Raw genomic sequence first — 25,625 nt, forward strand, 5'->3', positions numbered from 1 at the left:
TTTTTCGGACACTCAACCTGCCGCGCGCGCGGCAGTGAGCTCTGGGCGTCAGGCTGACACCGCCCACCCGAGCAGCGGCCCGAGGCGCCCCGCGATGTCCTCGAGGATCTGCACGTAGTCGTCGGGCTCGAAGGCGAAGGGCAGCGCGAAGGCCACCTCGTCGACCCGCGGGAACGACCGCGACGACAGCAGCCGGTCGGCGATCTGCTCGGACGTGCCCACGAGATCTTCGGCGAACAGCAGCCCCTTCGGACCCTGGGGGATGCCGACGCGCCCGCGCCGCGACTCGGCGTACGCCTCGTACCGCCGACGCTGCTCGGGCGTCGCCGAGTCGGTCGGCACGACGACGAGCCCCTGCGACACCCGGGCGGTCTCGCCGTCGGGGTGCGTCTCGCGATAGAGCTGGATCTGCGCGTCCTGCTCGACATCGAAGTCGGTCGAGTGCACTGACTGGATCACGCTGCTGGTGAGCAGGTGGAAGCCGTTCTCGGCCGCCCAGGTCGTCGACGTCGGGCTGCCGGCGCCGTACCAGAGCCGGTCCGAGAGACCGGGGGAGTGGGGCTCGACGCGCTCCGAGTACTCCTCGATCCCCTCGGTGCCCGAGAACGGGCTGACCCGCTCGCCGGCGAGGAAGCGGCGCAGGCGTGAGAGGCGCTCGTAGCCGAAGTCCTCGTCGTCGGCCGTGTCGGGGTACAGCGCCGGCGCGATCTCGTCGAGGCGGCGGGGCGGCCCCACGGAGAAGCCGGGTTCGAGGCGCCCGCCCGTCAGCACATCCACGGTGGCGAGGTCTTCGGCGAGGCGCAGCGGGTTCTCCCACCCGAGCGGGATGACAGCGGTACCCAGGCGGATGCGGCTCGTGCGCTGGGACGCCGCAGCGAGCACGGCCACGGGCGAGGAGATGCCGTACTGCAGGTGCCGGTCGCGCAGCCACGCGCTGTCGAACCCGAGGCGTTCGCCGCGCTCGATGATCGACAGCGTGGTCTCGTGCCCGGCGCGCGGGTTCTCGCGATCGAAGAGGCCGATGGTGAGGAAGCCGAGGGAGCAGATCGGTCGGGTCATGCCGGTCACGGTAGTCGTCGACCGACCGATCACCGCGCGCAATCGTCACGCGCGGTCACCGTCGCATCGGGTGGCTTTTCGCCCGCAACGGGTGAAATGCCGCTCATCGCCCTCTGATCCGTGTGCTTAATGGAAGCCGCTCACCTCATGCGCTCTGCGCATTTCTGAGGGGGTGCCCACCTGCCGGCGACGAACCTCCCCCGCCATCGCGTCGCTGCCCGTTTCCTCGAAAGGGACACCTCGCATGTCGATCCAGTCATCCTCTTCCCGTTCGGTGCTGAGACGCTCCGCGGCCGTCGTGGCCACCGGCCTGATCGCCGCGGCCGCCGCGCTCGGTGGCGCCGCCGTCGCTCAGGCCGCGTCGGGCACCGTCACCCCCAGCACCACCACGGTCACCCCCGGCGGATTCGTCACACTGACGGTCGAGGGATTCTCTCCCGAAGAGACCCTTTCCTTCACGCTCGATGACACGACCCCGCTCCGGACATACGCCGACAACGGCGGCGCCGAATCCACTGATGCAAATGGCGACTACGTCGGCAACGCGACCCTTCCACGCGATGCGGCCGTCGGCTCCCACTCCATCTCCGTCACTGACTCCAGCGGGTCGAACACCGCGTCGACCGTGGTGACGGTCGTCCCGCAGCCCACCTCTTCGGTGACCCCGTCGTCGCTCGCGCTCTCGGACTACCTCACGAACGGTGTCACGGCGACCTTCTCGGGATTCGAACCCGGTGCCACCGTTTCGCTCGGGATCGCCAATGAGGGATCGGGTGACAAGGTCGGATCGGACGCTGTCGCCGGTCCCACGGGTGACGTGACATTCCGGTATGTGCCGCAGGCGGGCGGTAATTACGCCAACGTCGGTTCCTACCGACTGACCGCTGCGTCGCAGGACTTCAGCTTCGTGTCCGAGCCCGCCGAGTTCACGGTGACCGCCGACCAGGCCTCGACTGCCGCCCCTGCCCCCGTCGCGGGTCCGGCCACTCCGGTCAAGCGCGCCGCGACCTTCACCGGCTGATTACCTTCTTCACTCGTGCGCCGGGCTGGAACGGACGTTCCGGCCCGGCGTGCTCCTGTCCCCCGCACCGTTCTCGAAAGAAGCATGTGATCAGCCGTCCCACCGCATCCGCCGTCCTCGGAGCATCGGCCCTGGCACTGACTGTGCTGTTGGTCGGCTGCACCGCCGACGGCCCGCCGGCGGCGAGGCCGACCGAGCAGGCGACGCCCGCTGCCACACCGAGCCTGTCGGCTCCCGCAACGATCGGCACTTCTGCGACCGCGATGGGAAGCCAGCTGGACGTCCATGCCGCACCCGGTGGCGGTGTGACCCAGACACTGGCGAACCCGCAAGCATCCGGGGCGCCTCTGACGCTCCTCGTCGTCGAGACCCAGGGCGACTGGCTGCAGGTTGCCCTCGCTCAGCGCCCTAACGGGAGCACAGGGTGGGTCAGGTCGGACTCCGTGGTCCTGCACAGCCTCGTCTACAGCCTGGAAGCGTCCACGACGCAGAACACCCTGACTCTGCGTGAGAACGGGCGACCCGTGAAGACCTACCCGGCCGCCACGGGTACCGGCGGAACCCCCACGCCCCACGGGTCCTTCTACCTCACCGAACTCCTCGAGCCGACGAACGAGGGATATGGGCCTTACGCCTTCGGTCTGTCCGCGTTCTCGGACGTGCTCTCCGATTTCGGTGGCGGGCCCGGACAGATCGGCTTGCACGGCACGGATGACGAGGCGAGCATCGGGCAATCCGCCAGCCACGGCTGCATCCGCCTTTCGAACGCCGACATCACCGAGCTTGCGGGACTCCTTCCGCTGGGAACGCCGATCACCATCAGCTAGCGCAGCCGGCCCCGGTGGTTCTCGCCGCTGTTCGGGCTTCGGAGCAAGGAGGGGGTCAGGCCAGCGTGCGCACCCTCGGCGTGTCCACGGAGTCCCGATTGGCCGCTCCGCCGCGCGCCCGGGGGCGGTCAGAATCGGATCCATGCTGACCTCCCGAGACCCTCACGACCGTCCGGCCGAACTCGCCGTCCTCGCAGACGCCGACCGTCGCGCCCAGGACTACGTCGCGGCCATCGGCTCACGACCGGTCTACCCGTCGGTTCATGCGCGGGAGGCGCTCAGCGGATTCGATGAGGAGTTGTCCGCGGCCGGTCACGATGAGCGCTCGACCATCGCCCTGCTCGATAAAGTCGGCTCGGCAGCCGCCGTCGAGTCGAACGGGGCGCGCTACTTCGGTTTCGTCGTCGGCGCGACGCTCCCCGTCGCGGCGGCGGCCGATCGCCTCGCCCTGGCGTGGGACAACACGGCATCCACCCCACTCGGCTCGCCCGCGACCAGCGCGATCGAAGCGATCGCCGCTCGCTGGGTCGTCGAGGTGCTCGATCTGCCGCGCGACAGCGCCGTCGGGTTCTCTACCAGCGCGGGAGCCGGGACGGTCGCGATCCTCGCCACGGCTCGGCAGCACGTGCTGGCACAGCTCGGCTGGGACGTCGCGCGTCGCGGGCTGACCGGTGCACCCCCGGTGCGGGTCGTCGCGAGCGAGCTCGCGCACGTCGTCGTGCGCAAGGCTCTGCGCGTCCTCGGTTTCGGCTCGGACCTCGTCGAGTGGGTTCGCACCGACGAGTACGGACGCATCGACCCCGACGCCCTCCCCGCGGTCGACGCAAGCACGATCGTGATCCTGCAGGCCGGTGAGGTCAACACGGGCGAGTTCGACCCGTTCGAACCGATCATGCAGAAGGTGCGGGCGAGCGCCGGGTGGATCCACGTCGACGGAGCGTTCGTTCTGTGGGCGCGTGCCTCGCGTCTTCGACCGCTCACCGACGGCATCGACCGGGCCGATTCGTGGACCGTCGACGGGCACAAATGGTTGAACACGCCCTACGACAGCGCCGTCAGCATCGTGCGGAATCGCGACGCGGCGAACGCGGCTCTGCACTCCGATGCGACATATGCCCCGTCGACCGATGACGCGCAGAAGAACCTGACCCTGGAGTTCTCGCGACGGGCACGCGGCATCCCGATCTGGGCGGCCCTGCGCACGCTGGGTCGCGACGGCGTCGCCGAACTCGTCGAGAACTCGACCGCGACGGCCACGCGGATCGCCGACGGTCTCCGCGGGGCCGGCTACACCGTGCTCAATCGCGTCGTGCTGAACCAGGTGCTGGCACGAGCCGGGTCCGCCGAGGAGACGGCGCGCATCGTGGCCGCGGCCCAGGCCAGCGGCCACACATGGTTCGGCGCGACCGTCTGGCGGGGGGAACCGGCGTTCCGCATCTCGGTGTCGTCGTGGCGGACGCGCGCGGAGGATGCGGACGCTCTCGTCGAACTGCTGGCGGGACTCGCGCGCGCCTGAACAGGCGCTTGTGGTGCGCTCATCGGTGGGAGCGCAGCTACGCTCGCGTACGATCCCCTTCGTGATCGCGCGTGAAATCGGTTCGGGTCGCCCCCTCGTCGCTTTGCACGGATTCGGTGTGGACCATCGAATCATGCTGCCGCTCGCCGAGTGGATCGGGAACGCGCCGTGGCGCTTGGTGCTGGTCGACCTCCCCTGGGCGGAGTCAGCAGCGCGGGGAGCGACGGCGTCGAGTACCCGGGAGGTGGCGCACGACGTCCTCGCCGAGATCGACGATCATCTGGGCGATGAGCCCTTCGCCGTCATCGGCAACTCCTACGGCGCGATGCTCGCCCGCCACGTCGCGCACGAACGTCGTCCGCGTGTGCGGGGCCTGGCCACCCTGGCGGGCGTGTTCCGCCCGGCGCATCACGAGCGGAACGTCCCCGAACGCACCGTGGTCCACGTCGAGTCGCCGGTCCTCGACGCTGCGGGCGACGCTCGCGAGGCCTTCGAAGAGATCAGCGTCATTCAGGATGCCGCGTCGTTCGCCGCCTTCCAGCGGTACGTCCTGCCGGGTCTGCGCGGGGCCGACGCCGCGGTCATGGACCGCATCGCCGCCGACTACGCGCTCGATGGCGCGCCGGAGGAGCGGCATCCTGAACCGTTCACTGCGCCGACCCTGCACGTGTTCGGTCGTCAGGACGATGTCGTCGGGTACGAGGACGGTCTCGCCCTGCGGAATCACTACCCCCGCGCAAGCTTCGCCGTGCTCGACGGGGCCGGTCACAACGTGCATCTCGAGCAGCCCGACGTCACCGGGGCGCTCTTCCGCGAGTGGCTCGCCCGCATGGATCGCTGAGCGGCGCACGCCCCGTATTACCCGACGTTTCCGCGTGCTCTCGGCACGCGCGTGACCCCCGCGATACTGACGTCATGACGGCGGCGCACCCCACGTGGACGATCGAACGCGTCGACTGGCACGACGAACGCGCCATCGCTTTGCGCGAAGCGATGGACGAAGAGATCGGCCCCCGCTACGCCCCGGTCTTCGCCGCGTTCGACGAAGAGACTCAGGTGATCCTGGCGGACGACTTCGCGGTCGATCCGGCGACGATCGTCGACGTGATCCTCGTGCACGATGCCACCGGGGAGCCGGTGGGGCACGCGGCCCTGCGTGCGCTGGGGAACGATCTCGAGGTCAAGCGCGTCTTCGTCGATCGGCGTGCCCGGGGGCAGGGCGCCGGCCGCGCGCTCATGTCGGAGCTCGAGCGTCTCGCCCTCGCGCGCGGGGTGTCGCGACTGATCCTGCAGACCGGCGATCGTCAGCCCGAGGCCATCGCGTTGTACGAGCGCATCGGCTACCACGCGATCGAGACCTTCCCGCCGTACGTCCGCTTCCCCGCGTCGCGCTGCTTCGCAAAGTCGCTCTCCTCGTAAGCGGCTTCCCTCCCGCCGGGTGACCGTGCGCGGGCCGGCGGCAGCGCGGCTCTGCCGACCCCCGGCGACTCGCTCACGGCCCCTGTCCGGGCGGCATTCAGGCGGTGACCGCCGACGGCTGTCGTTCACGACAGCAGATCGATGGATGCCATGCGTCGCGGCATCCCACCTCCGAGGGCCCAGTCTCAGTGGGTGCGGGGGTGGCGCGCCAGGAACGCGAGTATCCGCCGGGCGACCGCGGGCGCAGCGGTGAACTGCGCGAGGTGGCGGTGGCCGGCGATCACCGCCACGGTCGCGGCGGGCGCGCGGGCGGCGAGTCGCTGCGCCCAGGACTGCGAGGCGATGGGATCGTCGCTTCCGCGGACGACCAGAAGCGGAACCATCAGCCCGGCGACGCGGTCCTCGATCGGGTAGCGCAGCATGTGGACCGCCTGGCGGGCGTACCAGACGAGGCCGCAGCGTAGATAGTCCGTGAAGACGATCGCGTTCGATCGGGGCGGTTCGAGAGCGGAGTCGCGAGCCAACAGCAGTGCCTGCGTGAGCGCGCCGCGTCGACGATCATCGGTGACGGGCCCGATCGCGACGACCGCGCCCGCGAGGTCGGGACGCTGCACCCCCAGCTCCACGACCCACTGCGCTCCCATCGAGTGGCCCACGAGCACCGCTGATCGGACGCCGAGATCGTCGAGCACGCGGCCCAGCGCCCTCGCGACGTCGGCGATGTCGGCGGCCCGACGCGGTTTGGGCAGCCCGCCGAAGCCCGGTAGATCGATGGTGTGCACCTCGGCATCCCGCGCCAGTTCGTCGTGCAGGCGGGTCAGATAGCGGTGCGACATTCCGATGCCGTGGATGAGCACGAAGACCGGGCGTCCTTCGCGGGGGCTGGAGAACGACCGGAACGCGAGCCCGTGCACCGCATGGTCGCGAACCGATTTCCTCGTCACGGATGCCACCGTATGCCCGCCGTGACAAGGGCGGGTGAGGCTTGCGCGCCCCGGCCTCGGTCGGATTCGACCGAGCGGCGGCCGCGCCCGTCAGAGGTCGAGGCCGAACGCGCGCAGATCGAGGAACCGGCCCGGTTCCACCTCGACCGGGTGCTCGCGCTCGGTGAGGCGTCGGAAGCCGAGCTTCAGGTAGAGCGCGTGCGCGCCGAGCATCTCGGGGCCGCTGTTCATGACCACGCGGTGCGCCCCTCTCTCTCGAGCGAGCCCGATCACGTGCCGGGTGAGCGCCTCTCCGACGCCGCGCCCGCGCGCCGGGGGGGCGACCGCGAGCTGACGGAAGTCGAGCTCGCCCTCCTCGGCGAGCTCGGAGAGGCGCTCGCCAGGGCGCGGTGTCCACACCGTGCCGACGATCTCCTCACCGTCGAGCGCGACCCAGACCTCGCCCAGCGCGACGCGCCCGTCGACGTCGGCGAGCGAGGAGAGGTAGCTGTCAGTGAGCCCGTCGTAGCTCTGCCGGTACGCCTCCGCGGTGACGCGGCCGGCCTCGGTGTGCTCGTGCGGGGCGACGAGCCGGATGGTCAGTGACGAGACGGGCGAGGTGGTCATGGCATCCATTCCATCAGGCGTGCGAGGGGCCCGGTCTCGGAAGAGCGGGCCCCTCGAGGGTTCAGGACTTCGGGAGTCCCGGGGGGTTGATCTGCGAGGTCTCGATTCCCTCGGACGTGAGGTTCCACGCCTTCAGCACCTCGGCGTACTTTCCGTTCGCGATCAGGTCGTTCAGCACGATCTGCACGGGCTCGACGAGTCCGTTGCCCTTCTTGGTCCCGGCGGCGATGTCGGCCTGCAGCGGGTAGCCGCCCGGGACGACGCCTACGATCTTGGTCTCACCCGTGTCGCGCGCGGCCCACGCGGCCGTGGCGTTCGGGCCGAAGGTCGCGTCGACGCGACCCGACAGCAGGGCGAGAGTCGCGGCGGCGGTGTCGTCGTAGTACTGCAGATCGGCGGGAGCCTTGCCGGCCGCGACGAGTTCTTCGTTCCAGTTCAGCAGCACCTTCTCTTGGTTGGTGCCCGAGCCGACCACGATCTTCAGGCCCGAGATGTCGTCGGCGGTCTCGATCTTCGCGATCGAGCTGTCGGCGCGGACGGCGAAGCCCAGCAGATCCTGGCGGTAGCTGGCGAAGTCGTACAGCTCTTTCCGTTCCTCGGTCACCGTGACGTTGGCGGTGATGAGGTCGTACTTTCCCGACTGGATGCCGAGCGGCCAGTCCGCCCACGCCACCACGACGGGGTTGTACTCGAGGCCGAGACCCTCGGCGATGAGCGAGCCGATGTTGGGCTCGGTGCCCGAGGGCAGCGTCTCTCCCTCGGGCACGTAGCTCAGCGGCGGCACGAACGCGCCGACGGCGACCGTCAGCTTGCCCGGTTCGATGGGCGTGAACCCGCTCGCCTTGAGCGCGGCGACGGCCTCGGGAACGGCGTCGGTGTGCACCCACTCCGCCGGGGCGTTCGAGGCGGATGCCGAGGGCTCGGGCGCCGCGACCGCGTCGGCCGGGCGGGTGAGGCCGATGGTGACGCCGACGCCGACGACGGCGACGACCGCTGCGGCGATCACGCCGATCGCGATGCCCTGCTTCTTACTGAGTGCCATGCTGTGTCTCCTGTGGTGGTGCGGGATGGATGCCGCGGCGGCGGTGTCGCGCCGCGGTTTCGGGTACGGGTGGGAGCGGGCCCGCGCGTGGCGGGGCCCGACAGGGGTGGGGTCAGCCGAGAACCTTCGCGAGGAACTCGCGCGTGCGCGGATGCTGCGGTCGCGAGAGCACCGCATCGGGGGTGCCCTGCTCGACGAGACGGCCCTGGTCGAGGAAGACCACCCGGTCGGCGACCTCGCGGGCGAAGCCGATCTCGTGCGTGACGATCACGAGGGTCGTGCCGAGCTTCGCGAGGTCGCGGATGACATCGAGCACCTCGCCCACGAGCTCGGGGTCGAGAGCGCTCGTCGGCTCATCGAACAGGAGCACCTTGGGCTGCAGGGCGAGGGCGCGGGCGATCGCGACGCGCTGCTGCTGGCCGCCGGACAGCTGCCGCGGATAGGCGTCGGCCTTCTCGGCCAGGCCCACCCGCTCGAGCAGGCCGAGAGCGAGCTCACGCGCCTCACCTCTGCCCAGGCGTTTGAGTGCGAGAGGTGCCTCGGTGATGTTCTCGAGGGCGGTGAGGTGCGGGAAGAGGTGGAAATTCTGGAACACGATTCCCACCTGCGTGCGACGCTGGAGGATCTCGCGCTCGCGCAGCTCGTGCAGTTTGCCGTGTCGCAGCTCGTAACCGATGAACTCGCCGTCGACAGTGACCGAGCCGGCATCCACCGTCTCGAGGTGGTTGATGGTGCGCAGCAGCGTCGACTTGCCCGAACCGCTCGGGCCGAGCAGGGCCACGACCTCTCCGGGCTGCACGGTCAGGTCGATGCCCTTCAGCACCTCGACCCCGTGGAAGCTCTTGTGCACGTTGTGCACCTCGACGAGCCCGCTCGTCGCCGTGACCGCGGTCATGCCCGGACTTCCTTCGCGGCGGTGGGGGTCTCGGCATCCGTTCCCCCCGGTGGAACGGGGGAGTCGCCGAGACGCGCCCACTGCGTGCTCACCCAGGTGCGGGCGCGCTGCACGGGAGTCCGCGGCAGAGCCCGGGCCGACCCGCGGGCGTAGTACCGCTCGATGTAGTACTGCGCGATGCTCAGGATCGTCGTGATCAGCGTGTACCAGACGACCGCGACGAGCAGCAGCGGGATCACGCGGCTGTTTCGGTTGTAGATGACCTGCACCGCATAGAACAGCTCGGGGATCGCGATGACGAACACGACCGACGCGCCCTTGACCAGGCCGATGATCTCGTTCGTCGCGTTGGGCACGATCGAACGCATGGCCTGCGGCAGGATGATCCGGAACAGACGACGGGATGCCGGGATGCCGAGCGCCGCAGCCGCCTCGTGCTGACCGGGGTCGACCGAGACGAGGCCACCGCGGATGATCTCGGCCGAATACGCCGCCTGGTGCAGGCCGAGTCCGAGGATCGCGGCGGCGAAAGCGCTGACCAGCTGGACCGTCGGGAACTCCACGATCCAGAAATCGGTCGTGAACGGGGTGCCCAGGCCCAGGGTCGGGTACAGGTACCCCAGGTTGTACCAGACGATGATCTGCACGACGAGGGGCACCGACCGGAAGAACCAGATGTAGCCCCACGCCACCCCGCTCAGCAGCGGAGACGCCGACAGCCGGCCGAGGGCCAGCAGCGTGCCGAGCGAGAAGCCGACGACGGCCGAGATCGCCGTGAGCGACAGCGTGTAGCCGATGCCGATCAGCACGGGCTCCGAGAAGAAGTACTGCGCGAAGGTGCCCCAGAGGTAGCGGTCGTTGGTGACGAGACTCCACGCGAACTGCGCCACGACGAACAGCAGCAGGCCGCTGAGGATCCAACGCCACCAGTGGCGGGTGGGGACGACGGCGATGGTGCCGAGGTCGACCTTGTCGCGGGCTGTCGTGGGCGCGGTGTCTCGCGCGGCGGTGGGACCGGTGGTCGGGCGGTCGGCGGGGGCCGGCGCGGTGGTGGTCATGGCGTGCTCCTGGGCTTCCGGATCGGCGGGATGCCGGTGGGTGACCGAAACGCTATGACGGGCCGTGCGCGTCGCCGAGCGGGCGTTTCACACGTCGAAACGCCCCGCCACGGGCCGAAACCCTGGGCCATGCGGGGTAACACGTTGGACGCGCGGGCGGTCGGGGCGTTACCGTCGCCGGTTTGGCGGCGAGCCGCCGTGTCCAATTCCGGAGAAGTGGCGCGCTGAGGCGACTTTCGGGGCGGATGCCGGCGTGCTCGCGTGGATTCTCAGGAGTTGCGCGCGCGACGGGGCCGGGCCGGGACGGGACGCGACCGCCGGGGAGCCGTCAAGGCGGCGTGCCGAACTCCGGAGAAGTGGCGCGCTGCGGCGGCTTTCGACGACGGAACGAGCCTTTTCGCCCGGATTCTCAGGAGTTCGGCACGCCCGCCCGCCGCTACGCGTCGCGCAGGATCCGCGCGGTCACCCGCGTGCCGAAATACAGCGCCTCCACCGGCACGCACTCGTCGGCCGTGTGGAACTGCCCGAAGACGTCGAAGTCGGCGGGAACGCGCAGCGGCACGAAGCCGTAGCCCCGGATGCCGAGACGACTGAGGTGCTTGTTGTCGGTGCTGGCGGGCAGCAGGTACGGCACGACGGTGCCGTCGGGGTCTTCGGCGGTCACGGCATCCTGCAGCACGTCGATCAGCCGCCCCTCTGCCGGAGCCTCGATCGCCGGGATGTCGCGCGCCCACGTGACTTGGATGTCGTCGCCGACGACGGCCGCGAGTTGCGCCCGCACCGCCTCGGCCTGCCCGGGCACGACGCGCACGTCGAGCGTCGCGCTCGCCGAGGCGGGGATGACGTTGATCTTACCCCCGGCCGCGAGCACGGTCGGCGAGACCGTGTTGCGTGCTCCCGCATCGATGACGGATGCCGAGAACCCCAGGCGCGACAGGTCGTCGCCGTCGAGGTGCTCGCCGCTGGCGCGTCCGTAGACCTCGAGGAAGCGCTCGAGCGTCGCGGTCCACACGACCGGGAAGCGGTGCTCGCCGATCGCCGCGACGGCCCGCGCGACGCGCACCACCGCGTTGTCGGCGGTGGGTCGAGAACCGTGCGCCGCAGCCCCGCGCGCGGTCAATGTGGCGACCGTCACGCCCTTTTCGGCCGTGGCGACGAGGTAGGCGCGGCGGTCGTCGGGGAGCGGGATCGAGAAGCCGCCCACCTCGCTCAGCGCCTCGGTCGCGCCGTCGAAGAGCTCCGGGCGGTTCTCGACGATCCACCGGGCGCCCCACACGCCGCCGGCCTCCTCGTCGGCGAAGAACGCGAAGATGAGGTCGCGCCGCGGAACGACGCCGTCGCGCCGGAACGCGCGCGCGATCGCGAGCAGCATCCCCGCGAAATCCTTCATGTCGACCGCCCCGCGGCCGTACAGGATGCCGTCGTGGATCTCGGCCCCGAACGGCGGGTACGTCCAGTCCCCGGCGTCTACCGGCACGACGTCGAGGTGGGCGTGGGCGACGAGGGATCCGGCATCCGGATCCGAACCGGGCAACCGTGCGATGACGCTCGCTCGCCCCGGCCGGGGTTCGACCAGGGCCGTCTCGTACCCGACCTCGTCGAGATGCTTCTTCACGTAGAGCGCGGCGCGGGTCTCGCCGTCGCCGATCGTGGCTGCGTCGCCCGTGTTGACGCTGTCGATTCGGATGAGCGCGCGGATGTGCTCGAGCGCTTCGGTCTCGAGCGGGCCCGGCTCTGGCGGTTCGTGCCCGTCGGGCCGGGGCGAGGGCGCGTCGGTCACGGGTCAGTGCTGGTGGGGGCGGGCGTCGTCGGCGAGCTTGAACGCCAGGCGTCCGTGCGCGTAGCCACCGCCCGCGCGGATGGCGGTCGCGACCCAGGCGGCCTCGGCGAGCTCGGCCTCGGTGGCGCCGGCCTTCACGGCGTTCTGCGAGTGACCGTCGATGCAGTACACGCACTGGGTCGTGATGCCGACGGCCAGGGCGATGAGCTCGCGGTACTTCAGCGGGATCGCGCGGCCCTCGGGCGCGAACACGGCCTGATCGAACGCGGCGAACGCGGCGAGGATGTCGGGCGTCTCGGCCTTGTAGACCTTGGTGTACGTCTTGTCAGCGGTGCGATCGAAGTATTCGGACATGGGGTCTCCCGGCGGCGTGAGCGGTGCGGATATGTCGCATCCACGGTGCCACGCGGGGCCGCCCCGACCGGCGGTCGTGCGTCATACGGTGACACACCGGTGCGATCAGGGCTGCGGCTTAGGCCAGGTGAGGTCGTACCAGCGCAGCTCGTACGCGGACGGGATCTCGCCGGTCTCGTAATAGTGGAAGAAGATATCGGTCGCTTCGTCGAGTGCGAAGACCTCGTCGGGGTACACGGTGGCATTGCGGGTGCCGTCGAAGAAGGGGATGTCGACGGAGGGCTCTCCGGAGTGGTCGCCGCCGTGGCCGACGATGTAATGCCGGTCTTGACCGTCGTCGTCGATCTTGTGCCATTCAATCGTCATCGCGTCGGAGGTGCCGGCGCATTGCAGGTACCGAGACTTCTCGCCTTCGTGGATGTGATGCGCGAAGTGAATGCCTTCGGGAATGGCGCCGAGTATGAATGTGGACCTCTCCCCCGGCCGGAGGAGGCCAAGAAGATGGGCGACTTGATCACGCGGGCCGCGAAAGTCGGAGCCGAATTCCATGGAGCTGCCATCCATCGTGTAGTAATAGCGCTGGGCCACTGCATCCTCCCTCTCACTATTGCTGACGTTGATGTGGACTCAGGTCCAGAGGCGAGTTACCAGCGCCTCAGCGGTCTCGAATGCCGAGCGCGCCGCATCCATCCCCGATGCCGCGTCAGCCAAACTCGTGTTCATGCGCTCGAGAGCGTCCGACCACTGTCGCTGGGCCGCGTCGTAGGCGTTTCTCGGGTCTCCTGTCCATTCGGCTCGGCCGGCGGCGACGGCGGCATCGAGGTCGTCGAGATGTCGCTCGATGGACACGGTTGCGTCGCGGAGCGCATCGATGAGCTCTGCATGGCGGTCGCCGTCGAAACGGATGGTCACGGCTGCGGTTTCGGCCAGGCGAGGTCGTACCAGCGCAACTCGTACGCGGACGGGATCTCGCCGGTCTCGTAGTAGTGGAAGAAGATGTCGGTCGCTTCGTCGAGTGCGAAGACCTCGTCGGGATAAACGGTGGCCTTCCGTGTGCCGTCGAAGAAGGGGATGTCGACGGAGGGCTCTCCGGAGTGGTCGCCGCCGTGGCCGACGATGTAATGCCGGTCTTGACCGTCGTCGTCGATCTTGTGCCATTCAATCGTCATCGCGTCGGAGGTGCCGGCGCACTGCAAGAAGACCGGGCTTCCGCCCTCATGGAGGTAGTCGACAAAGTTTTTGGCATCGGGAATTGGCGCGAGCATCAGGGTGGACCGTTTGCCGGGTTGCATCAGGGTGAGCAAGTTTTCCAGCAACTCTCGGGCCGGTCGTATTCGCGGCTTGAGCTCAGTCGAACGAGAGCCATCGACCGTGTAATAGTGCCGCTTTGCCGTCATGGTACAACCGATATCAGCACGTCGGTGATTGTCATTTTCTGCCCCCTGATCGTAACGGTTGCAGGGTTGTCGGGGGAGATGGAATCATCGAACGATTTCTGGTTCTCTGCGTTCTTCATGTATTTCTCGTAACCCGTTCCACTCTTCACCTCGATGGCTGTATAAGTGCCGTCGTCGTTTTTTACATATCCGTCGAAGTAGCGTTGCTGGGTGGAGCCCTCGATCGAAGACCGAGCCCTCTGGCGCTCCACCGGGACCTTCAGTTCAGCTTCGACTTCATCGAGACCGATTTTTTCCTTATCTACCCACGGCTTGTTCGTTTGCCCATGCGCAAACTGCCCGTAGTCGTCACGGCCATCTCCTCGATCGGCCCCATGCTGCTTCTCCATCAGCATGACACCCGCGCTGCCGGTTGCCTCACCGGCCAGCTTCGAGGCGCCCGCGGCCGCCAACGCGCCGCCGGTCCCCGCGACGGCGACGCCACCGACGACCGCGGCCCCGCCCGGAACGCTTCCCACCCCGGTCGCGGCCAGCCCTCCACCACCGAGAGCTGTCGCGCCGCCGCCGATCATCATCGCCCCGCCACCCAGGAGAGCGAGGAGTGCGTCTGGATTGCGCAAGATGGCATTACCGACCGAGGCGGTACCGTTCACCAGGTTCGCCAGGGTGTCCCAGTGAATCTGGCCTTGCACGACGAGCGCTCCCAAGAAGAGCGCGCCGGCCCCTTCCCACGTGAGTGCTTCCGGCGGCGTGATCGCGGTCACCGCATGTGCGGCGGTGTCGCCCGCGTCTCGGACCTCGGACCGGGCATAGGCGAGCAAACTTTGCGCGTCACTTCGAGTTGCTGCGCCGGCGTCTGTGTAGAAGGGGACGATGCCTGTCGCGCCCGCCTGGCGTTCCGCCTGCCGGTAGCTCTCGACCCCTGCGGCCGTTTGCGCCTGCGCAACCTGCCACATGGCGATGGCATCGCCCGCCTTCTGCTGTGCCTACCCGAGTACGGTTGCGTATTCGTCTAGCGCGTCGGCTGCCGTGGTCAGTGACTCCCCCAGCTGTTGCCATTGCGTCCCCACGTCGGGGAGACGGGCAGCGAAGCCGTCCGCGGCTGCCCCTTCCCAGCCCTCCGGCGAGGGAAGGTTCGTTAGCTGAGCGGCGATGTCCCCCGCAGTACGTGCATTCTCTCGCCACCGCGATACGAATTCGTCCAGACCGCTCACCGACCCGGGGATGAGGTCGACCGGGTCGGACGTCTGCCCGAGTTCGCTCACCTCTCGACCGTCCCGCCGGGCACCACGAGGTCTTGATCGGTGCTCTCGTACAAGTCGGCACTCTGCCGGAGCCGCTCGACGAGGTGACCGAGGTCCTCGATCGCGCTTCTCCACGCTTCAGCCGTGTCGACCGCAATAAGCGAAATAGCCTTCGCCGCGGCGGCGTGGCCGATATCGGCCGGACACGTCTCGACGAATGAACCCGCGGAGTCGCGCACACCCTCGATGTGCGCGGCGGTCGAGCGGAGAGCCTCAGGATCGACGGAGAATCTTGGCACGAGAGCCCCCTCTCGCCGACGAGGGTAATGCTTTGATGGCGCGAGCGCTGTTTTCCTTCGACTTCTCCTAGGAGGATTCACCCGGGTGAAACGTGAATTCCCCGCACTCGCCCGGGATCGTTCCCTGTGGCAGCGGGGAGCCGGCGGTCCTCAGCGCATCACGCTCGCACCGAGCTCGACCGGACTGCCCTCGATGTTGCCGACGATCCCGCGGATCACGCCCGTGCCGTCCTCCCGGCGCAGGCCGTCGTACCAGGCCTGGGTCGCGGCGACGTCGAAGGCGTGTGTCTCGTGGGCGCGCTTACGGGCGCGCAGCACGAGGTCGCCCGCGCGTTCGGTGCGGATGCGCTCGTACCGCTTGAGCGAATCCTCGACGCCGAGGGTGGAGGTGGCGAACACGATGCCCAGGGCGAAGCTGTCTTCCAGGGCCGAGCAGGCGCCCTGCCCGATGTCGGGGGCGGTGTTGTGCGCCGCGTCGCCGAGGATCGCCACGCGGCCCCGCACCCACGTGTCGAAGGGGTCGATGTCCCAGATCTCCACGCGGTTGAGCGACTCGTCGGGGTCGATGCCGTCGAGCAGTGCCCGCACGCCCGGTGCGCCCCACGACCCAAAGGCGTGCTCCAGCGCCGCCATGCGGTCTTCGACCACGCCCGAGGGCCCGGGCACATCGACGAAGAAGTAGAAGCGGTCGCCCGCGACGGGCATCACGGCGCAGCGCTTTCCGTCGCCCACGTACGTCGTCCACTGGTCGAGCGGCCCGATCCGCTCGTCGGCCGCCACCAGGCCGTTGTAGTTCACGTACCCCGAGTAGGAGCGCTCGGGACGGATGCCGGTGGGCTCGGTGACGTAATCCCGCACGAGCGACCGGGCGCCGTCGGCTCCGATCAACAGCTCGGCGAAGTCGGTGGAGCCGTCGGCGAACGTGGCGGTCACGATGCCGTCGGCCTCGTAGACCCCGGTCAGCTGTTTGCCGAGGTGGATGTTGTCGGAGCCGACGGCATCCATCATCAGCTGCTGCAGGTCGGCGCGGGCGACGGGGTACGGGCGCTGGCCGGTCTGTTCGGTGACCGGGGCGAGACTGAAGCGGCACATCTCGTCGCCGGTGTGGCCGTCGTAGTAGGCCATGTCGTCCATGCGCCCGCCGAGGGCGGCGACCTGCGGGCCGAGGCCGAGCCAGTTGAGCACCTTCACGCCGTTCGACCACAGCGACAGTGCGGCTCCGACCGGCCGGTTCTCGCGCATGCGGTCGTAGACGACGACCTCGTGGCCGAGTTTCTGCAGGGCGAGGGCGGCGGAGGTTCCGCCGACTCCGGCTCCGATGACGATGACCTTCATGACGCTCCTCAGCTGCCGCGGTAGGTCGAGTAGGCGAAGGGGCTCAACAGCAACGGCACGTGCAGGTGCTGCTCGCCCGAGACGGTGAAGGCGACGGTGACCACGGGGTGGAACGACGGCACGTCGCGCCCACGGAAGTACGCGCCCGTCGCGAAGGTCAGCGAATAGTCGCCGTCGTCGAGCCGGTCGGGGCCGAGGGCCAGGCGCCCGTCGGCGTCGGTGGACCCCTCCGCGACCGCGGTGCCGTCGAGACGGGCCAGCGTCACTGTAACGCCGGGCGCGGGCGTGCCAGCTGTGGCATCCAGGATGTGGGTGGTGACGTGGGTCATTCGGCGTCCTCGGGTTCGGCGGGAGCGTCGTCGGCGAAGGTGGTCCGCAGGCGCAGCAGCGCGATCTCGGCGAGCTGGCGGGTGGCCTCGATCGTCTCGGCGTCGGGGTCGTTGCCGAGCCGGCGCTCGAGCTCGGCCCGCATCTCGCCGGGCGTGCGTCCGGCGGCGCGGATGAGGAAGACCCGGCCGAACCGCTCCTCGTACGCGATGTTGCCGGCGGCGATCGCGGCGACGTCGTCATCGGCGGCGGACGCCATCGAGCCCTGTTCGCGACGGGATGCCGCAGCCTCGGCGCCCTCGCCCGACACTCTCGCGCCGATGCGGGGGTGGGCGTGGAGCGCGGCTTCGAGATCCGCGGGCGACCAGGCGGCGGCGAGGTCTCCGGCGTAGGCGGCGAGGGCGTCGACGCTCGCGTAGGGGCGGCCCGTGACGACGGCGTCGACCCAGCCCGGAACGTCGGCCCAGACGCGGGCGACGGAGACTGCTTCGGCATCGTCGGCGGCGTTGAAGTCGGAGAGGTGCATACGCGCCACGCTAGGCGGTGCGCGTTACGCGGCTGTAGCGGGATGTGTCGGCGATGTTGCTGTGGGCAACATCCCGGGCGGGGTGCGCGGTCACGAGAACAGGGGATGTCATGAGAACAGGCCGTTGCAGCCTGTCCTGGTTGTCTTTCCTGTTCTGGTGACGCGAGACGCCGGGGGTGGCGAGCCGCGCCCTGCGTCAGGCGTGCACGATCAACCAGTGCGCCACGGCATCCGCATCGCCCGTGTTGTGCAGGCGGTGGGGAACCGAGCAGGGGTAGCTGATCGCGTCGCCGGCGCGCAGGATCACGCGCTCGGCCTCGAAGTCGATGGTCAGCTCGCCCGCGACGACCGTGCCGACCTCGTACCCCTCGTGGTGGAACAGTCCGTCGGCGCCGTGCGCGGCCGCTCCGGGCGGGTAGATCGACTCGAAGTAGTCGACGCCGGGAGAGGACCCCGGGGTGAGTCGGCGGAACGACACCCCGCTGTCGAGCACGATGTCGGGCGACTGGCCCGCGCGCTGCAGGGTGAATCCCGAGGGGCCGGCGGGTTCGACGGAACGACCGGATGCCGGGTCGAAGGCCGCGACGAGCGGAACGCCGAGGGCATCGGTGATGGCGATGAGGCGCGAGACGCTCGGCTGCATCACGCCGCGCTCGATCTGCGAGACGGCGCTGGGGGAGATGCCGAGGGTCTTCGCGAGCGCTCGGGCCGAGATGCCGCGAGCCTGCCGCAGGTCGCGGATCCGCGCGCCGACACCCGTCGGCTCCGGCTCGACGGCGGCGGCTTCGACGACGGGCGACTGCGACATGGCCCGAGTCTACGGACGAGCTCGGTGTGAAGGAGCGACTTCATACAGCTGTTACATGAGTGAAACCAGCCGTGTCGTGTGAACCAATAACTTCACATCAATGCTCCACTCCGGCCGCGGACTCCACGTCGTGGCATCCATCGCCCTGAGGAGAACCCCATGACGTCCACCCCGCTCACCGGTCCCCACGATCTCGTGGAGGCCGCCGGCCACCCCCACGGGGGAGGCAACATGAAGCCCTACTACGACGAGCGTCTCGCCAACGAAGACCTCGCCCCGCTGCGAAAGCAGAAGTGGTCGAGCTACAACATCTTCGCGTTCTGGATGAGCGACGTGCACTCCGTCGGCGGCTACGTCACCGCGGGGTCACTCTTCGCCCTCGGCCTGCAGTCGTGGCAGGTGCTCGTCGCCCTCATCGCCGGCATCGTGATCGTGCAGATCTTCGCCAACATGGTCGCCAAGCCCAGCCAGAAGACCGGCGTCCCCTTCCCGGTCATCAACCGCGTGGTCTTCGGCATCCGGGGCGCGAACATCCCCGCGATCATCCGCGGACTCATCGCCATCGCCTGGTACGGCGTGCAGACCTTCCTCGCGGCCGAGTCGCTCAACATCGTGTTCCTGAAGTTCATCCCGGGCTCTGCGGCCCTGCTCGACGTCTCGTTCGCGGGACTGTCGGCGCTCGGCTGGATCTCGTACGCCATCCTCTGGACCGCGCAGTTCCTGCTGTTCTGGAACGGCATGGAGGTCATCCGCCGCTTCATCGACTGGGCAGGCCCCGCCGTCTACCTCGTCATGATCGTGCTCGCGGTGTACCTCGTGTCGCAGGCCGGCATCCAGAACATCTCGTTCACCCTCTCGACGGTGCAGCTCGACTTCTGGGCCTCGATCCCGGTGATGTTCGCCGCGATCGCGCTGGTCGTGTCGTACTTCTCGGGCCCGATGCTCAACTTCGGCGACTTCGCCCGCTACGGCAAGAGCTTCGCGGCCGTGAAGAAGGGCAACCTCTGGGGTCTGCCGATCAACTTCCTCTTCTTCTCGCTGCTGACCGTCATCACCGCCTCGGCCACCGTGCCCGTGTTCGGCTCTCTCATCACCGACCCGATCAAGACGGTCGAGCAGATCGACACGCCCTTCGCGATCCTGCTCGGCGGGCTGACCTTCGTCACCGCGACGGTCGGCATCAACATCGTCGCGAACTTCATCTCGCCCGCATTCGACTTCTCCAACGTCGCCCCGAAGAAGATCTCGTGGCGCGCGGGCGGCATGATCGCCGCGGTCGGTTCGACGTTCCTCATGCCCTGGAACTGGTACTCCAACGCCGACGCCATCCACTACTCGCTCGGCGTGCTGGGTGCGCTGATCGGCCCGCTCTTCGGCATCCTGATCGCCGGCTACTACATCGCGGCCCGCCAGCGCGTGAAGGTCGATGCGATGTTCACGATGGATGCCGCCGGACCCTACTGGTACCGCAACGGTTTCAACCCGAACGCGGTGAAGGCCGTCATCGCGGCGGGTGTGCCGACCGTGCTGATCGCGATCTTCCCGAAGCTCTTCGCCGATCTCGGCCTGTTCAACGTCTCGTGGGTCAGCGACTACAGCTGGTTCATCGGCTGCGGCCTCGGCTACGTGCTGTTCCTGCTGTTCGAGCGCCTCGACCCCCGCGTTCCGACGTTCGACGGCGAGACCGAGGGCATCTCCGACGGCACGGCCGACGCGGTGGCCGAGGCCCCGGTCGTCGAGCAGGTTCCCGTGCTCGCTCAGACGGCTCAGGATGCCGAGGCCCCGGCCGGAACCCCGCGCGAGGCGCTCGCGTGAGGATCCTGCTCATCAACCCCAACACCTCCCGGGCGATGACCGCGAAGATCGCGGACGCCGCCCGGGGGGTGGCGGGACCCGGGGTGATCGTCGATGCCGTGTGCCCGAGCGTCGGGGCGGCGGCGATCGAAAGCCACACCGACGAGATCGCGGCGGCCGCCGCCGTGGTCGAGCTGATCGCGGCGGACCGCGACGGATCCGACCCCGCAGACGCGTACGTGATCGCCTGCTTCGGCGACCCGGGGCTCGACGCGGCGCGCGAACTGGTCGAGGTGCCCGTGATCGGCATCGCCGAGGCGGCGATGCACCTGGCCGCGGTGTCGGGGCGGCACTTCGGGGTCGTCACGACCCTCAGCCGGACGCTCGGGCGGGCGCGGGACCTCGTGTCGCGCTATGGCATGGAGCGGGCGTGCGTCTCGCTCGCGGCGACGGGGATCCCGGTGCTCGACCTCGAAGAGACGGGGTCGCTGGCGTTCGAGACCATCGCGGCCTCCAGTGCCGAGGCGGCCGCGAGCGGTGCCGACGTCATCGTGCTGGGCTGCGCCGGCATGGCGGATGTCTGCGCCGAGCTCACGGCACGCGTCGGGGTGCCGGTCGTCGACGGGGTTGCGGCGGCGGTGGGCATGGCATCCGGGATGGTGCGGATGGGCCTCGGCACGAGCAAGCGCGACGAGTACGCGCGGCCGCCGCGTGCATTCGTCGCCGGTGGTCCGGGGGCGCGGGGCGCGCGCGATGTGCCGCCGCGGGTGTTCGCCGGTGGCCCCGGGGCCACTTCTGACGCCCCGGGGCCATCGACGCCGCCGCATGCCGCCGTCTCGACCAAGGTGTTCGCATGAATGTTGATGACGGTTACATCGGCGAAACGCGAGGCGCTTAGCGTGAACGCCATGAGCACCCGGATCGCCGCCCGCCGCGTCTTCGTCGACGGGGTCTTCACGCCCGCCACGGTCGTCATCGACGACGGGGTGATCGATTCCCTCGAGCCGTTCGACGCCTCCGCCGACACGGTCCTTCCCGCCGACGCGGTGCTGCTGCCCGGGCTCGTCGATTCGCACGTGCACCTCGACGAACCCGGCCGCACCGAGTGGGAGGGTTTCGCCACGGGCACCGCCGCGGCGGCCGCGGGCGGCGTCACGACGGTCGTCGACATGCCGCTGAACAGTCTCCCCGTGACCACGACCGTCGAGGCACTGGATGCCAAGCGCCGGGCCGCCGCAGGAAAGCTCGCCGTCGATGTCGCGTACTGGGGCGGCGCGGTCCCCGAGAACCTCGGGTCGCTCCGTGCTCTCGCCGACGCCGGGGTCGTGGGCTTCAAGTGCTTCCTCTCTCCCAGCGGGATCGACGAGTTCGGCCATCTCGATGCCGAGCAGCTCGAGCGGTGCCTCGCCGAGCTCGCCGAGTTCGACGGGCTTCTGATCGTCCATGCCGAAGACCCCGCACATCTGCACGCCGACGGCCCTCTGGGGCAGCGCTACAGCGACTTCGAAGCCAGCCGCCCGCCGATGAGCGAGCGCGCCGCGATCCTCCGCGTCATCGACGCCGCCCGCCGCACGGGCGCCCGGGCGCACATCGTGCACGTGTCCGACGGGGGAGCGCTCGACGCCGTCCGCGCGGCGAAGGCCGAGGGCGTCCGCCTCACCGTCGAGACGTGCCCGCACTACCTCACGCTCGACGCGTCGGCGGTGCCGGACGGCGCGGGAGCGTTCAAATGCTGCCCGCCCATCCGCGGCGGCGCCAACCGCGACCTGCTCTGGGCGGGTGTCGTCGACGGCACGATCGACGCGATCGTCAGCGACCACTCGCCCGCGACCGTCGAGTTGAAGGGCAACCCCGACTTCGGTCTCGCGTGGGGCGGGATCGCGGGACTGCAGACCGGCTTGTCGGCCGTGCACACCACCGCCCGCGAGCGGGGACTCGCGTTCGAGTCGTTGCTGCCCCTGATGACGACCGGACCCGCGCGCATCGCGGGCCTCGAGGGGCTGGGCGTCATCGCCCCCGGCGCTCCCGCGCACCTGATGGCGTTCGCTCCTGACGAGGAGTTCACGGTGGATGCCGCGGCCCTCGAGTACCGCAACCCCGTCTCGCCCTGGCACGGTCAGACCCTCACGGGGGTCGTCCGCGAGACGTGGCTGCGCGGCGAGCCGGTCTACCGTCGCGGGGCCGCGGTGACCGAGCGTGAGGGGCGCGAGATCCTGCGCACGGCGACGGCGGTACAGGCGTGAGCGCCGCCACGGCGCCCGAGTCCGGCGCCCTGACCGCGCCGCGGATTCCCGGGGGGTCCCGTGTCCCCGCCGTGCCGATCCTGCAGCCCGGTGAGGGCCCCATCCCCGCCGCCCACTACCTCCCCGCCGCGCCCGACACCGTGCTGTGGGGACGCCTCCCCTGCGCGACCGACGCCCCCGTGCTCGAGATCTCCTCGGGCGAGAGCGTGACGATCGACACCGTGAGCCACGAGGGCATCCTCGACGACCAGGGCAAAGACCCCGCCGCGTACTTCGCCGCGCACGGTGTCGCCGCCGACGCCGTGCTCGTCGACGCGATCGAGATCGCGGCATCCGTGGCTCGAGATCCCTTCGCCGACGGACCGCACGTCGTCGTCGGCCCGGTGCACGTGAAAGACGCGCATCCCGGCGACCTGCTCAAGATCACGGTCGAGTCGCTCGTCCCGCGCGTTCCGTACGGCGTGATCTCGAACCGGCACGGCAAGGGCGCCCTCGTCGGCGAGCTGCCCCGAGGCGAGCACAACGTCAGCGTGTTCGCCGCGGTCGCCGAGCGCGATGGCATCCTGCACGGGACCCTTCCACTCGTCGATGGTGGGGATCCGGTGGTGTCGTTCCCGCTCGCGCCGTTCCTCGGCACGATGGGCGTGGCCGTCGCGGGCGAGGAGCGTCCGCACTCCGTTCCGCCCGGCACCCACGGCGGCAACATCGACATCAACCTGCTCGTCGAGGGCACGACCCTCTTCCTCCCCGTGCAGGTCGAGGGGGCGCTCGCCTACATCGGCGACCCGCACTTCGCGCAGGGCGACGGCGAGGTCGCGCTCACCGCTCTCGAGGCATCGCTGCGGGCGACCCTGCGGTTCGAGGTCATACCCGCCGACGCCGCCCGCGCCGCTTTCGGCGAGGTCACCGGCCCGTTGGTGCGGACCCCCGACTACCTCGTGCCGACCGGGATGGACCCCGACCTCGACGCCGCGATGCGCGCCTGCGTGCGTTCGTCGCTCGCGCTCCTCGGTGGGCGGTGGGGCATGGACGAGCACCTCGCCTACGCCTACCTGTCGGCGGCGACCGACTTCGACATCTCGCAGGTCGTCGACATCGTCTCGGGAGTGCACGCGCGGATCCGCGAAGCCGACTTCGCGGGTGTTCCGGCCGTGGAGCCCGAGGCCCTGGCATCCGGTCCCGAAGGAGACGCCGCATGAGCCCCGTTCTCGCCGCCGCCCTGGCCCGCGCCGAGGCCGCCGACGCAGCGGACCCGCCGTTCAGGCGGGGCGCCCCTGAGTCGGCTCCTTCCGGTCGAGTGTCCAAAACACCCGGACGATTTTCGAGGCTGTCCGGGTTTCTTGGACACTCAACGCAGCTGAGGGGCGGGCGACGCTCGTGACGGATGCCATGACCCCGCCGACCGAGACCGCCGCCGCCGGGTCGGTGCCGACCGGCCCCGCGCCCGAAGCTCCCGACACGGCGCCGATCCCCGCCGACCTCCGCGCCGCGTTCGACGCGTACGAGCGCGCGATCGTCGCGAACGACCTCGACGCGCTCGACGCCTTCTTCGCGCCCGGGCCCGACACCCTGCGCGGCGACCCGGCGGGCCTGCTCGTCGGGCACGATGCGATCAGCGGGTTCCGCTCGCTGCGAGGGGGCGTGCCCCCGCGCGACATCGCCGAGATCCACTACCGCCCGTTGTCGGCGGACGGCGATGTGGCCCTGCTCATGTCGGTCTCGCGCTTCCGCGGAGGCGGCCGCGGCCTGCAGACGCAGGTGTGGCAACGCCTCGACGGACGGTGGCTCATCACCGCGGCCCACGTCGCGCCGCGCACGCCGCCACTCGACCGGACCATCTGGCGCGGCGTCGGCGACCCCTTCCAGCAGGGCGCGTGGGAGGGACCGCTCGCGGGGCTGACCGTCGCGGTGAAAGACCTCTTCGCGATCGCCGGCTTCCGCATCGGCGCGGGCAACCCGACGTACCTCGAGCAGGCGCGTCCCGAGAAGGCCACGGCCCCCGCCGTCGCCGACCTCCTGCGCGCCGGGGCGTCGCTGCGCGGGATCGCCCGGACCGACGAGTTCGCCTACTCGATCGCCGGAGACAACGTGCACTACGGCACCCCGCCCAACGGCGCGGTGGTCGGGGCGCTGCCGGGCGGCTCGTCGAGCGGACCGGCCTCGGCCGTCGCCCTCGGTCACGCCGACATCGGTCTCGCGACCGACACCGCGGGATCGATCCGCGTGCCCGCGTCGTACCAGGGGCTCTGGGGCTTGCGCACGACCCACGACCTCGTGCCCCGGCAGGGCATGCTCCCCCTCGCGCAATCGTTCGACACGATCGGCTGGCTCACGCGCGACGGCGAGACGCTGCAGCGCGTCGCCGACTGGTGCCTGAGCTACGACGGCTCGTCCTCGACCGAGAACGTCCAGGGTGCCTCCAGGGAAGATCTCCCCTGGCGCTTCCTCGTGCCCGAGGAGATCCTCGCGTGCGTGGAGCCCGCGACCCGTGAGGCCTTCTCGCGACTGCTCGCCGGGCTCTCGGCATCCGACGATCCGCCGCCCTTCCGCGCGGTGTCGAGCGGAGACCTGGATGCCGCGTTCACGGCGTTCCGCACGGTGCAGGGCGCCGAGGCGTGGCGTAACGACGGCGAGTGGCTGCGGGCGCACCCCGGGGCCGTCGGGCCCGCCGTCGCCGAGCGCTTCGACATCGCCTCGCGCATCACCGCCGCCGACGAGGTCGCCGCGCGGAAGGACCTCGAGCCGATCGCCGCGCACCTCGCCGAGCTGGTCGACGGGGCCGTGCTGATCTTCCCGACCGTGCCCGGCCCCGCGCCGCAGCGCACCGCCGACGTCGATGCCGTGCGTGCCGCGACCCTGCGGATGACGGCGCCCGCCGCGATCGCGGGTCTTCCCGCCGTGTCGGTGCCGCTGCTCACCGTCGACGGCGCCCCGGTCGGGGTCTGCCTCGTCGCGCGCGCCGGCTCCGACATCGCCCTCGTGCGCCTGGCCCGCCGTCTGGCCGAGTCCGCCGGCACGGGGGTCGGTCGGTGACCGCCCTGTCGCGCCGCGGCCGGGCCAAACTCCTGAGAAATCTCGCCGAGGCCGTGGGGGCGGCGGCATTCGTCCCCTCCTCGGTCAGAAACTCACGA

At 69.9% G+C, this 25,625-nt stretch carries 28 protein-coding genes; 10 read left to right on the forward strand and 18 right to left on the reverse strand.

Annotated elements, in window-relative coordinates:
- Positions 1-48: 48 nt before the first annotated feature.
- Positions 49-1,059: an LLM class flavin-dependent oxidoreductase gene (locus J2X55_RS03475; RefSeq protein WP_309821872.1), complete on the reverse strand. Its 1,011-nt coding sequence runs from the start codon at positions 1,057-1,059 to the stop codon at positions 49-51.
- Positions 1,060-1,303: 244 nt separating this feature from the next.
- On the opposite strand from J2X55_RS03475, the gene J2X55_RS03480 reads away from it, so the two are divergent.
- From J2X55_RS03480 to J2X55_RS03500, 5 genes are all read left to right on the forward strand, one after another.
- Positions 1,304-2,080 carry a hypothetical protein gene (locus tag J2X55_RS03480; RefSeq protein ID WP_309821875.1) on the forward strand — a complete coding sequence of 259 codons (777 nt, stop codon included), beginning with the start codon at positions 1,304-1,306 and terminating at the stop codon, positions 2,078-2,080.
- Positions 2,081-2,166: 86 nt separating this feature from the next.
- Positions 2,167-2,907 (forward strand): L,D-transpeptidase family protein, encoded by a 741-nt coding sequence (locus tag J2X55_RS03485; protein WP_309821877.1) that lies wholly within the window; start codon positions 2,167-2,169, stop codon positions 2,905-2,907.
- Positions 2,908-3,049: 142 nt separating this feature from the next.
- Complete coding sequence (locus tag J2X55_RS03490; RefSeq protein ID WP_309821879.1) at positions 3,050-4,423, forward strand: pyridoxal-dependent decarboxylase; 1,374 nt, start codon at positions 3,050-3,052, stop codon at positions 4,421-4,423.
- Positions 4,424-4,484: 61 nt separating this feature from the next.
- Complete coding sequence (locus tag J2X55_RS03495; RefSeq protein ID WP_309821880.1) at positions 4,485-5,264, forward strand: alpha/beta hydrolase; 780 nt, start codon at positions 4,485-4,487, stop codon at positions 5,262-5,264.
- 74 nt (positions 5,265-5,338) lie between these two features.
- On the forward strand, positions 5,339-5,842 hold the full coding sequence (locus J2X55_RS03500) for a GNAT family N-acetyltransferase (RefSeq protein ID WP_309821881.1): 504 nt from the start codon (positions 5,339-5,341) through the stop codon (positions 5,840-5,842).
- 185 nt (positions 5,843-6,027) lie between these two features.
- Here the strand turns inward: J2X55_RS03500 and J2X55_RS03505 are convergent, their stop codons facing one another.
- From J2X55_RS03505 to J2X55_RS03580, 17 genes are all read right to left on the reverse strand, one after another.
- Positions 6,028-6,786, reverse strand: coding sequence for an alpha/beta fold hydrolase (locus tag J2X55_RS03505; RefSeq protein ID WP_309821883.1), 759 nt, complete (start codon positions 6,784-6,786; stop codon positions 6,028-6,030).
- A 90-nt stretch (positions 6,787-6,876) separates the two neighbouring features.
- A complete protein-coding gene (locus J2X55_RS03510) occupies positions 6,877-7,392 on the reverse strand; it encodes a GNAT family N-acetyltransferase (protein WP_309821885.1) in 516 nt (171 codons plus the stop codon).
- Positions 7,393-7,453: 61 nt separating this feature from the next.
- Positions 7,454-8,434: an ABC transporter substrate-binding protein gene (locus tag J2X55_RS03515; RefSeq protein WP_309821887.1), complete on the reverse strand. Its 981-nt coding sequence runs from the start codon at positions 8,432-8,434 to the stop codon at positions 7,454-7,456.
- Between the two features lie 112 nt (positions 8,435-8,546).
- A complete protein-coding gene (locus J2X55_RS03520; RefSeq protein WP_309821889.1) occupies positions 8,547-9,329 on the reverse strand; it encodes an amino acid ABC transporter ATP-binding protein in 783 nt (260 codons plus the stop codon).
- Positions 9,326-10,387 (reverse strand): amino acid ABC transporter permease, encoded by a 1,062-nt coding sequence (locus J2X55_RS03525; protein ID WP_309821890.1) that lies wholly within the window; start codon positions 10,385-10,387, stop codon positions 9,326-9,328. Before J2X55_RS03525 ends, J2X55_RS03520 begins: the two co-directional genes overlap by 4 nt.
- A gap of 436 nt (positions 10,388-10,823) precedes the next feature.
- Positions 10,824-12,167 (reverse strand): M20/M25/M40 family metallo-hydrolase, encoded by a 1,344-nt coding sequence (locus J2X55_RS03530; RefSeq protein ID WP_309821891.1) that lies wholly within the window; start codon positions 12,165-12,167, stop codon positions 10,824-10,826.
- Between the two features lie 3 nt (positions 12,168-12,170).
- A complete protein-coding gene (locus J2X55_RS03535; protein ID WP_055959812.1) occupies positions 12,171-12,521 on the reverse strand; it encodes a carboxymuconolactone decarboxylase family protein in 351 nt (116 codons plus the stop codon).
- Between the two features lie 105 nt (positions 12,522-12,626).
- The gene (locus J2X55_RS03540) at positions 12,627-13,109 is read right to left on the reverse strand and encodes a hypothetical protein (protein ID WP_309821892.1); all 483 of its coding nucleotides are present in this window, start codon (positions 13,107-13,109) and stop codon (positions 12,627-12,629) included.
- A gap of 39 nt (positions 13,110-13,148) precedes the next feature.
- On the reverse strand, positions 13,149-13,433 hold the full coding sequence (locus tag J2X55_RS03545) for a WXG100 family type VII secretion target (protein ID WP_309821894.1): 285 nt from the start codon (positions 13,431-13,433) through the stop codon (positions 13,149-13,151).
- Complete coding sequence (locus J2X55_RS03550; protein ID WP_309821896.1) at positions 13,430-13,918, reverse strand: hypothetical protein; 489 nt, start codon at positions 13,916-13,918, stop codon at positions 13,430-13,432. Before J2X55_RS03550 ends, J2X55_RS03545 begins: the two co-directional genes overlap by 4 nt.
- Positions 13,915-14,874 carry a hypothetical protein gene (locus tag J2X55_RS03555; protein ID WP_309821897.1) on the reverse strand — a complete coding sequence of 320 codons (960 nt, stop codon included), beginning with the start codon at positions 14,872-14,874 and terminating at the stop codon, positions 13,915-13,917. The genes J2X55_RS03550 and J2X55_RS03555 overlap by 4 nt, the downstream gene beginning before the upstream one ends.
- Positions 14,875-14,904: 30 nt before the next feature.
- Positions 14,905-15,297, reverse strand: a complete 393-nt coding sequence (locus J2X55_RS17360) for a WXG100 family type VII secretion target (protein ID WP_396653240.1) — start codon at positions 15,295-15,297, stop codon at positions 14,905-14,907.
- Positions 15,180-15,461: a hypothetical protein gene (locus J2X55_RS03560; protein ID WP_147302355.1), complete on the reverse strand. Its 282-nt coding sequence runs from the start codon at positions 15,459-15,461 to the stop codon at positions 15,180-15,182. The genes J2X55_RS17360 and J2X55_RS03560 overlap by 118 nt, the downstream gene beginning before the upstream one ends.
- A gap of 150 nt (positions 15,462-15,611) precedes the next feature.
- Positions 15,612-16,796 (reverse strand): FAD-dependent urate hydroxylase HpxO, encoded by a 1,185-nt coding sequence (gene hpxO / locus J2X55_RS03565; protein ID WP_116238818.1) that lies wholly within the window; start codon positions 16,794-16,796, stop codon positions 15,612-15,614.
- Positions 16,797-16,804: 8 nt separating this feature from the next.
- Positions 16,805-17,125 carry a hydroxyisourate hydrolase gene (gene uraH, locus J2X55_RS03570; RefSeq protein ID WP_115916147.1) on the reverse strand — a complete coding sequence of 107 codons (321 nt, stop codon included), beginning with the start codon at positions 17,123-17,125 and terminating at the stop codon, positions 16,805-16,807.
- Positions 17,122-17,649: a 2-oxo-4-hydroxy-4-carboxy-5-ureidoimidazoline decarboxylase gene (gene uraD / locus J2X55_RS03575; RefSeq protein WP_115916146.1), complete on the reverse strand. Its 528-nt coding sequence runs from the start codon at positions 17,647-17,649 to the stop codon at positions 17,122-17,124. Before uraD ends, uraH begins: the two co-directional genes overlap by 4 nt.
- Before the next feature lie 196 nt (positions 17,650-17,845).
- Positions 17,846-18,457 carry an XRE family transcriptional regulator gene (locus tag J2X55_RS03580; protein WP_309821900.1) on the reverse strand — a complete coding sequence of 204 codons (612 nt, stop codon included), beginning with the start codon at positions 18,455-18,457 and terminating at the stop codon, positions 17,846-17,848.
- 159 nt (positions 18,458-18,616) lie between these two features.
- On the opposite strand from J2X55_RS03580, the gene J2X55_RS03585 reads away from it, so the two are divergent.
- The 5 genes from J2X55_RS03585 (at position 18,617) to J2X55_RS03605 (ending at position 25,527) form a co-directional block, all read left to right on the forward strand.
- On the forward strand, positions 18,617-20,272 hold the full coding sequence (locus J2X55_RS03585) for an NCS1 family nucleobase:cation symporter-1 (RefSeq protein WP_309821903.1): 1,656 nt from the start codon (positions 18,617-18,619) through the stop codon (positions 20,270-20,272).
- Positions 20,269-21,108 carry an aspartate/glutamate racemase family protein gene (locus tag J2X55_RS03590; RefSeq protein WP_115916143.1) on the forward strand — a complete coding sequence of 280 codons (840 nt, stop codon included), beginning with the start codon at positions 20,269-20,271 and terminating at the stop codon, positions 21,106-21,108. The genes J2X55_RS03585 and J2X55_RS03590 overlap by 4 nt, the downstream gene beginning before the upstream one ends.
- Before the next feature lie 51 nt (positions 21,109-21,159).
- Positions 21,160-22,494, forward strand: a complete 1,335-nt coding sequence (allB, locus tag J2X55_RS03595) for an allantoinase AllB (protein ID WP_309821904.1) — start codon at positions 21,160-21,162, stop codon at positions 22,492-22,494.
- A 44-nt stretch (positions 22,495-22,538) separates the two neighbouring features.
- Positions 22,539-23,693, forward strand: a complete 1,155-nt coding sequence (locus J2X55_RS03600) for an acetamidase/formamidase family protein (RefSeq protein WP_309823006.1) — start codon at positions 22,539-22,541, stop codon at positions 23,691-23,693.
- Between the two features lie 190 nt (positions 23,694-23,883).
- Positions 23,884-25,527, forward strand: coding sequence for an AtzH-like domain-containing protein (locus tag J2X55_RS03605; protein WP_309821905.1), 1,644 nt, complete (start codon positions 23,884-23,886; stop codon positions 25,525-25,527).
- Positions 25,528-25,625: the final 98 nt, after the last annotated feature.

Source organism: Microbacterium sp. 1154, assembly GCF_031455375.1.
In the GTDB taxonomy this organism is placed as follows: domain Bacteria; phylum Actinomycetota; class Actinomycetes; order Actinomycetales; family Microbacteriaceae; genus Microbacterium.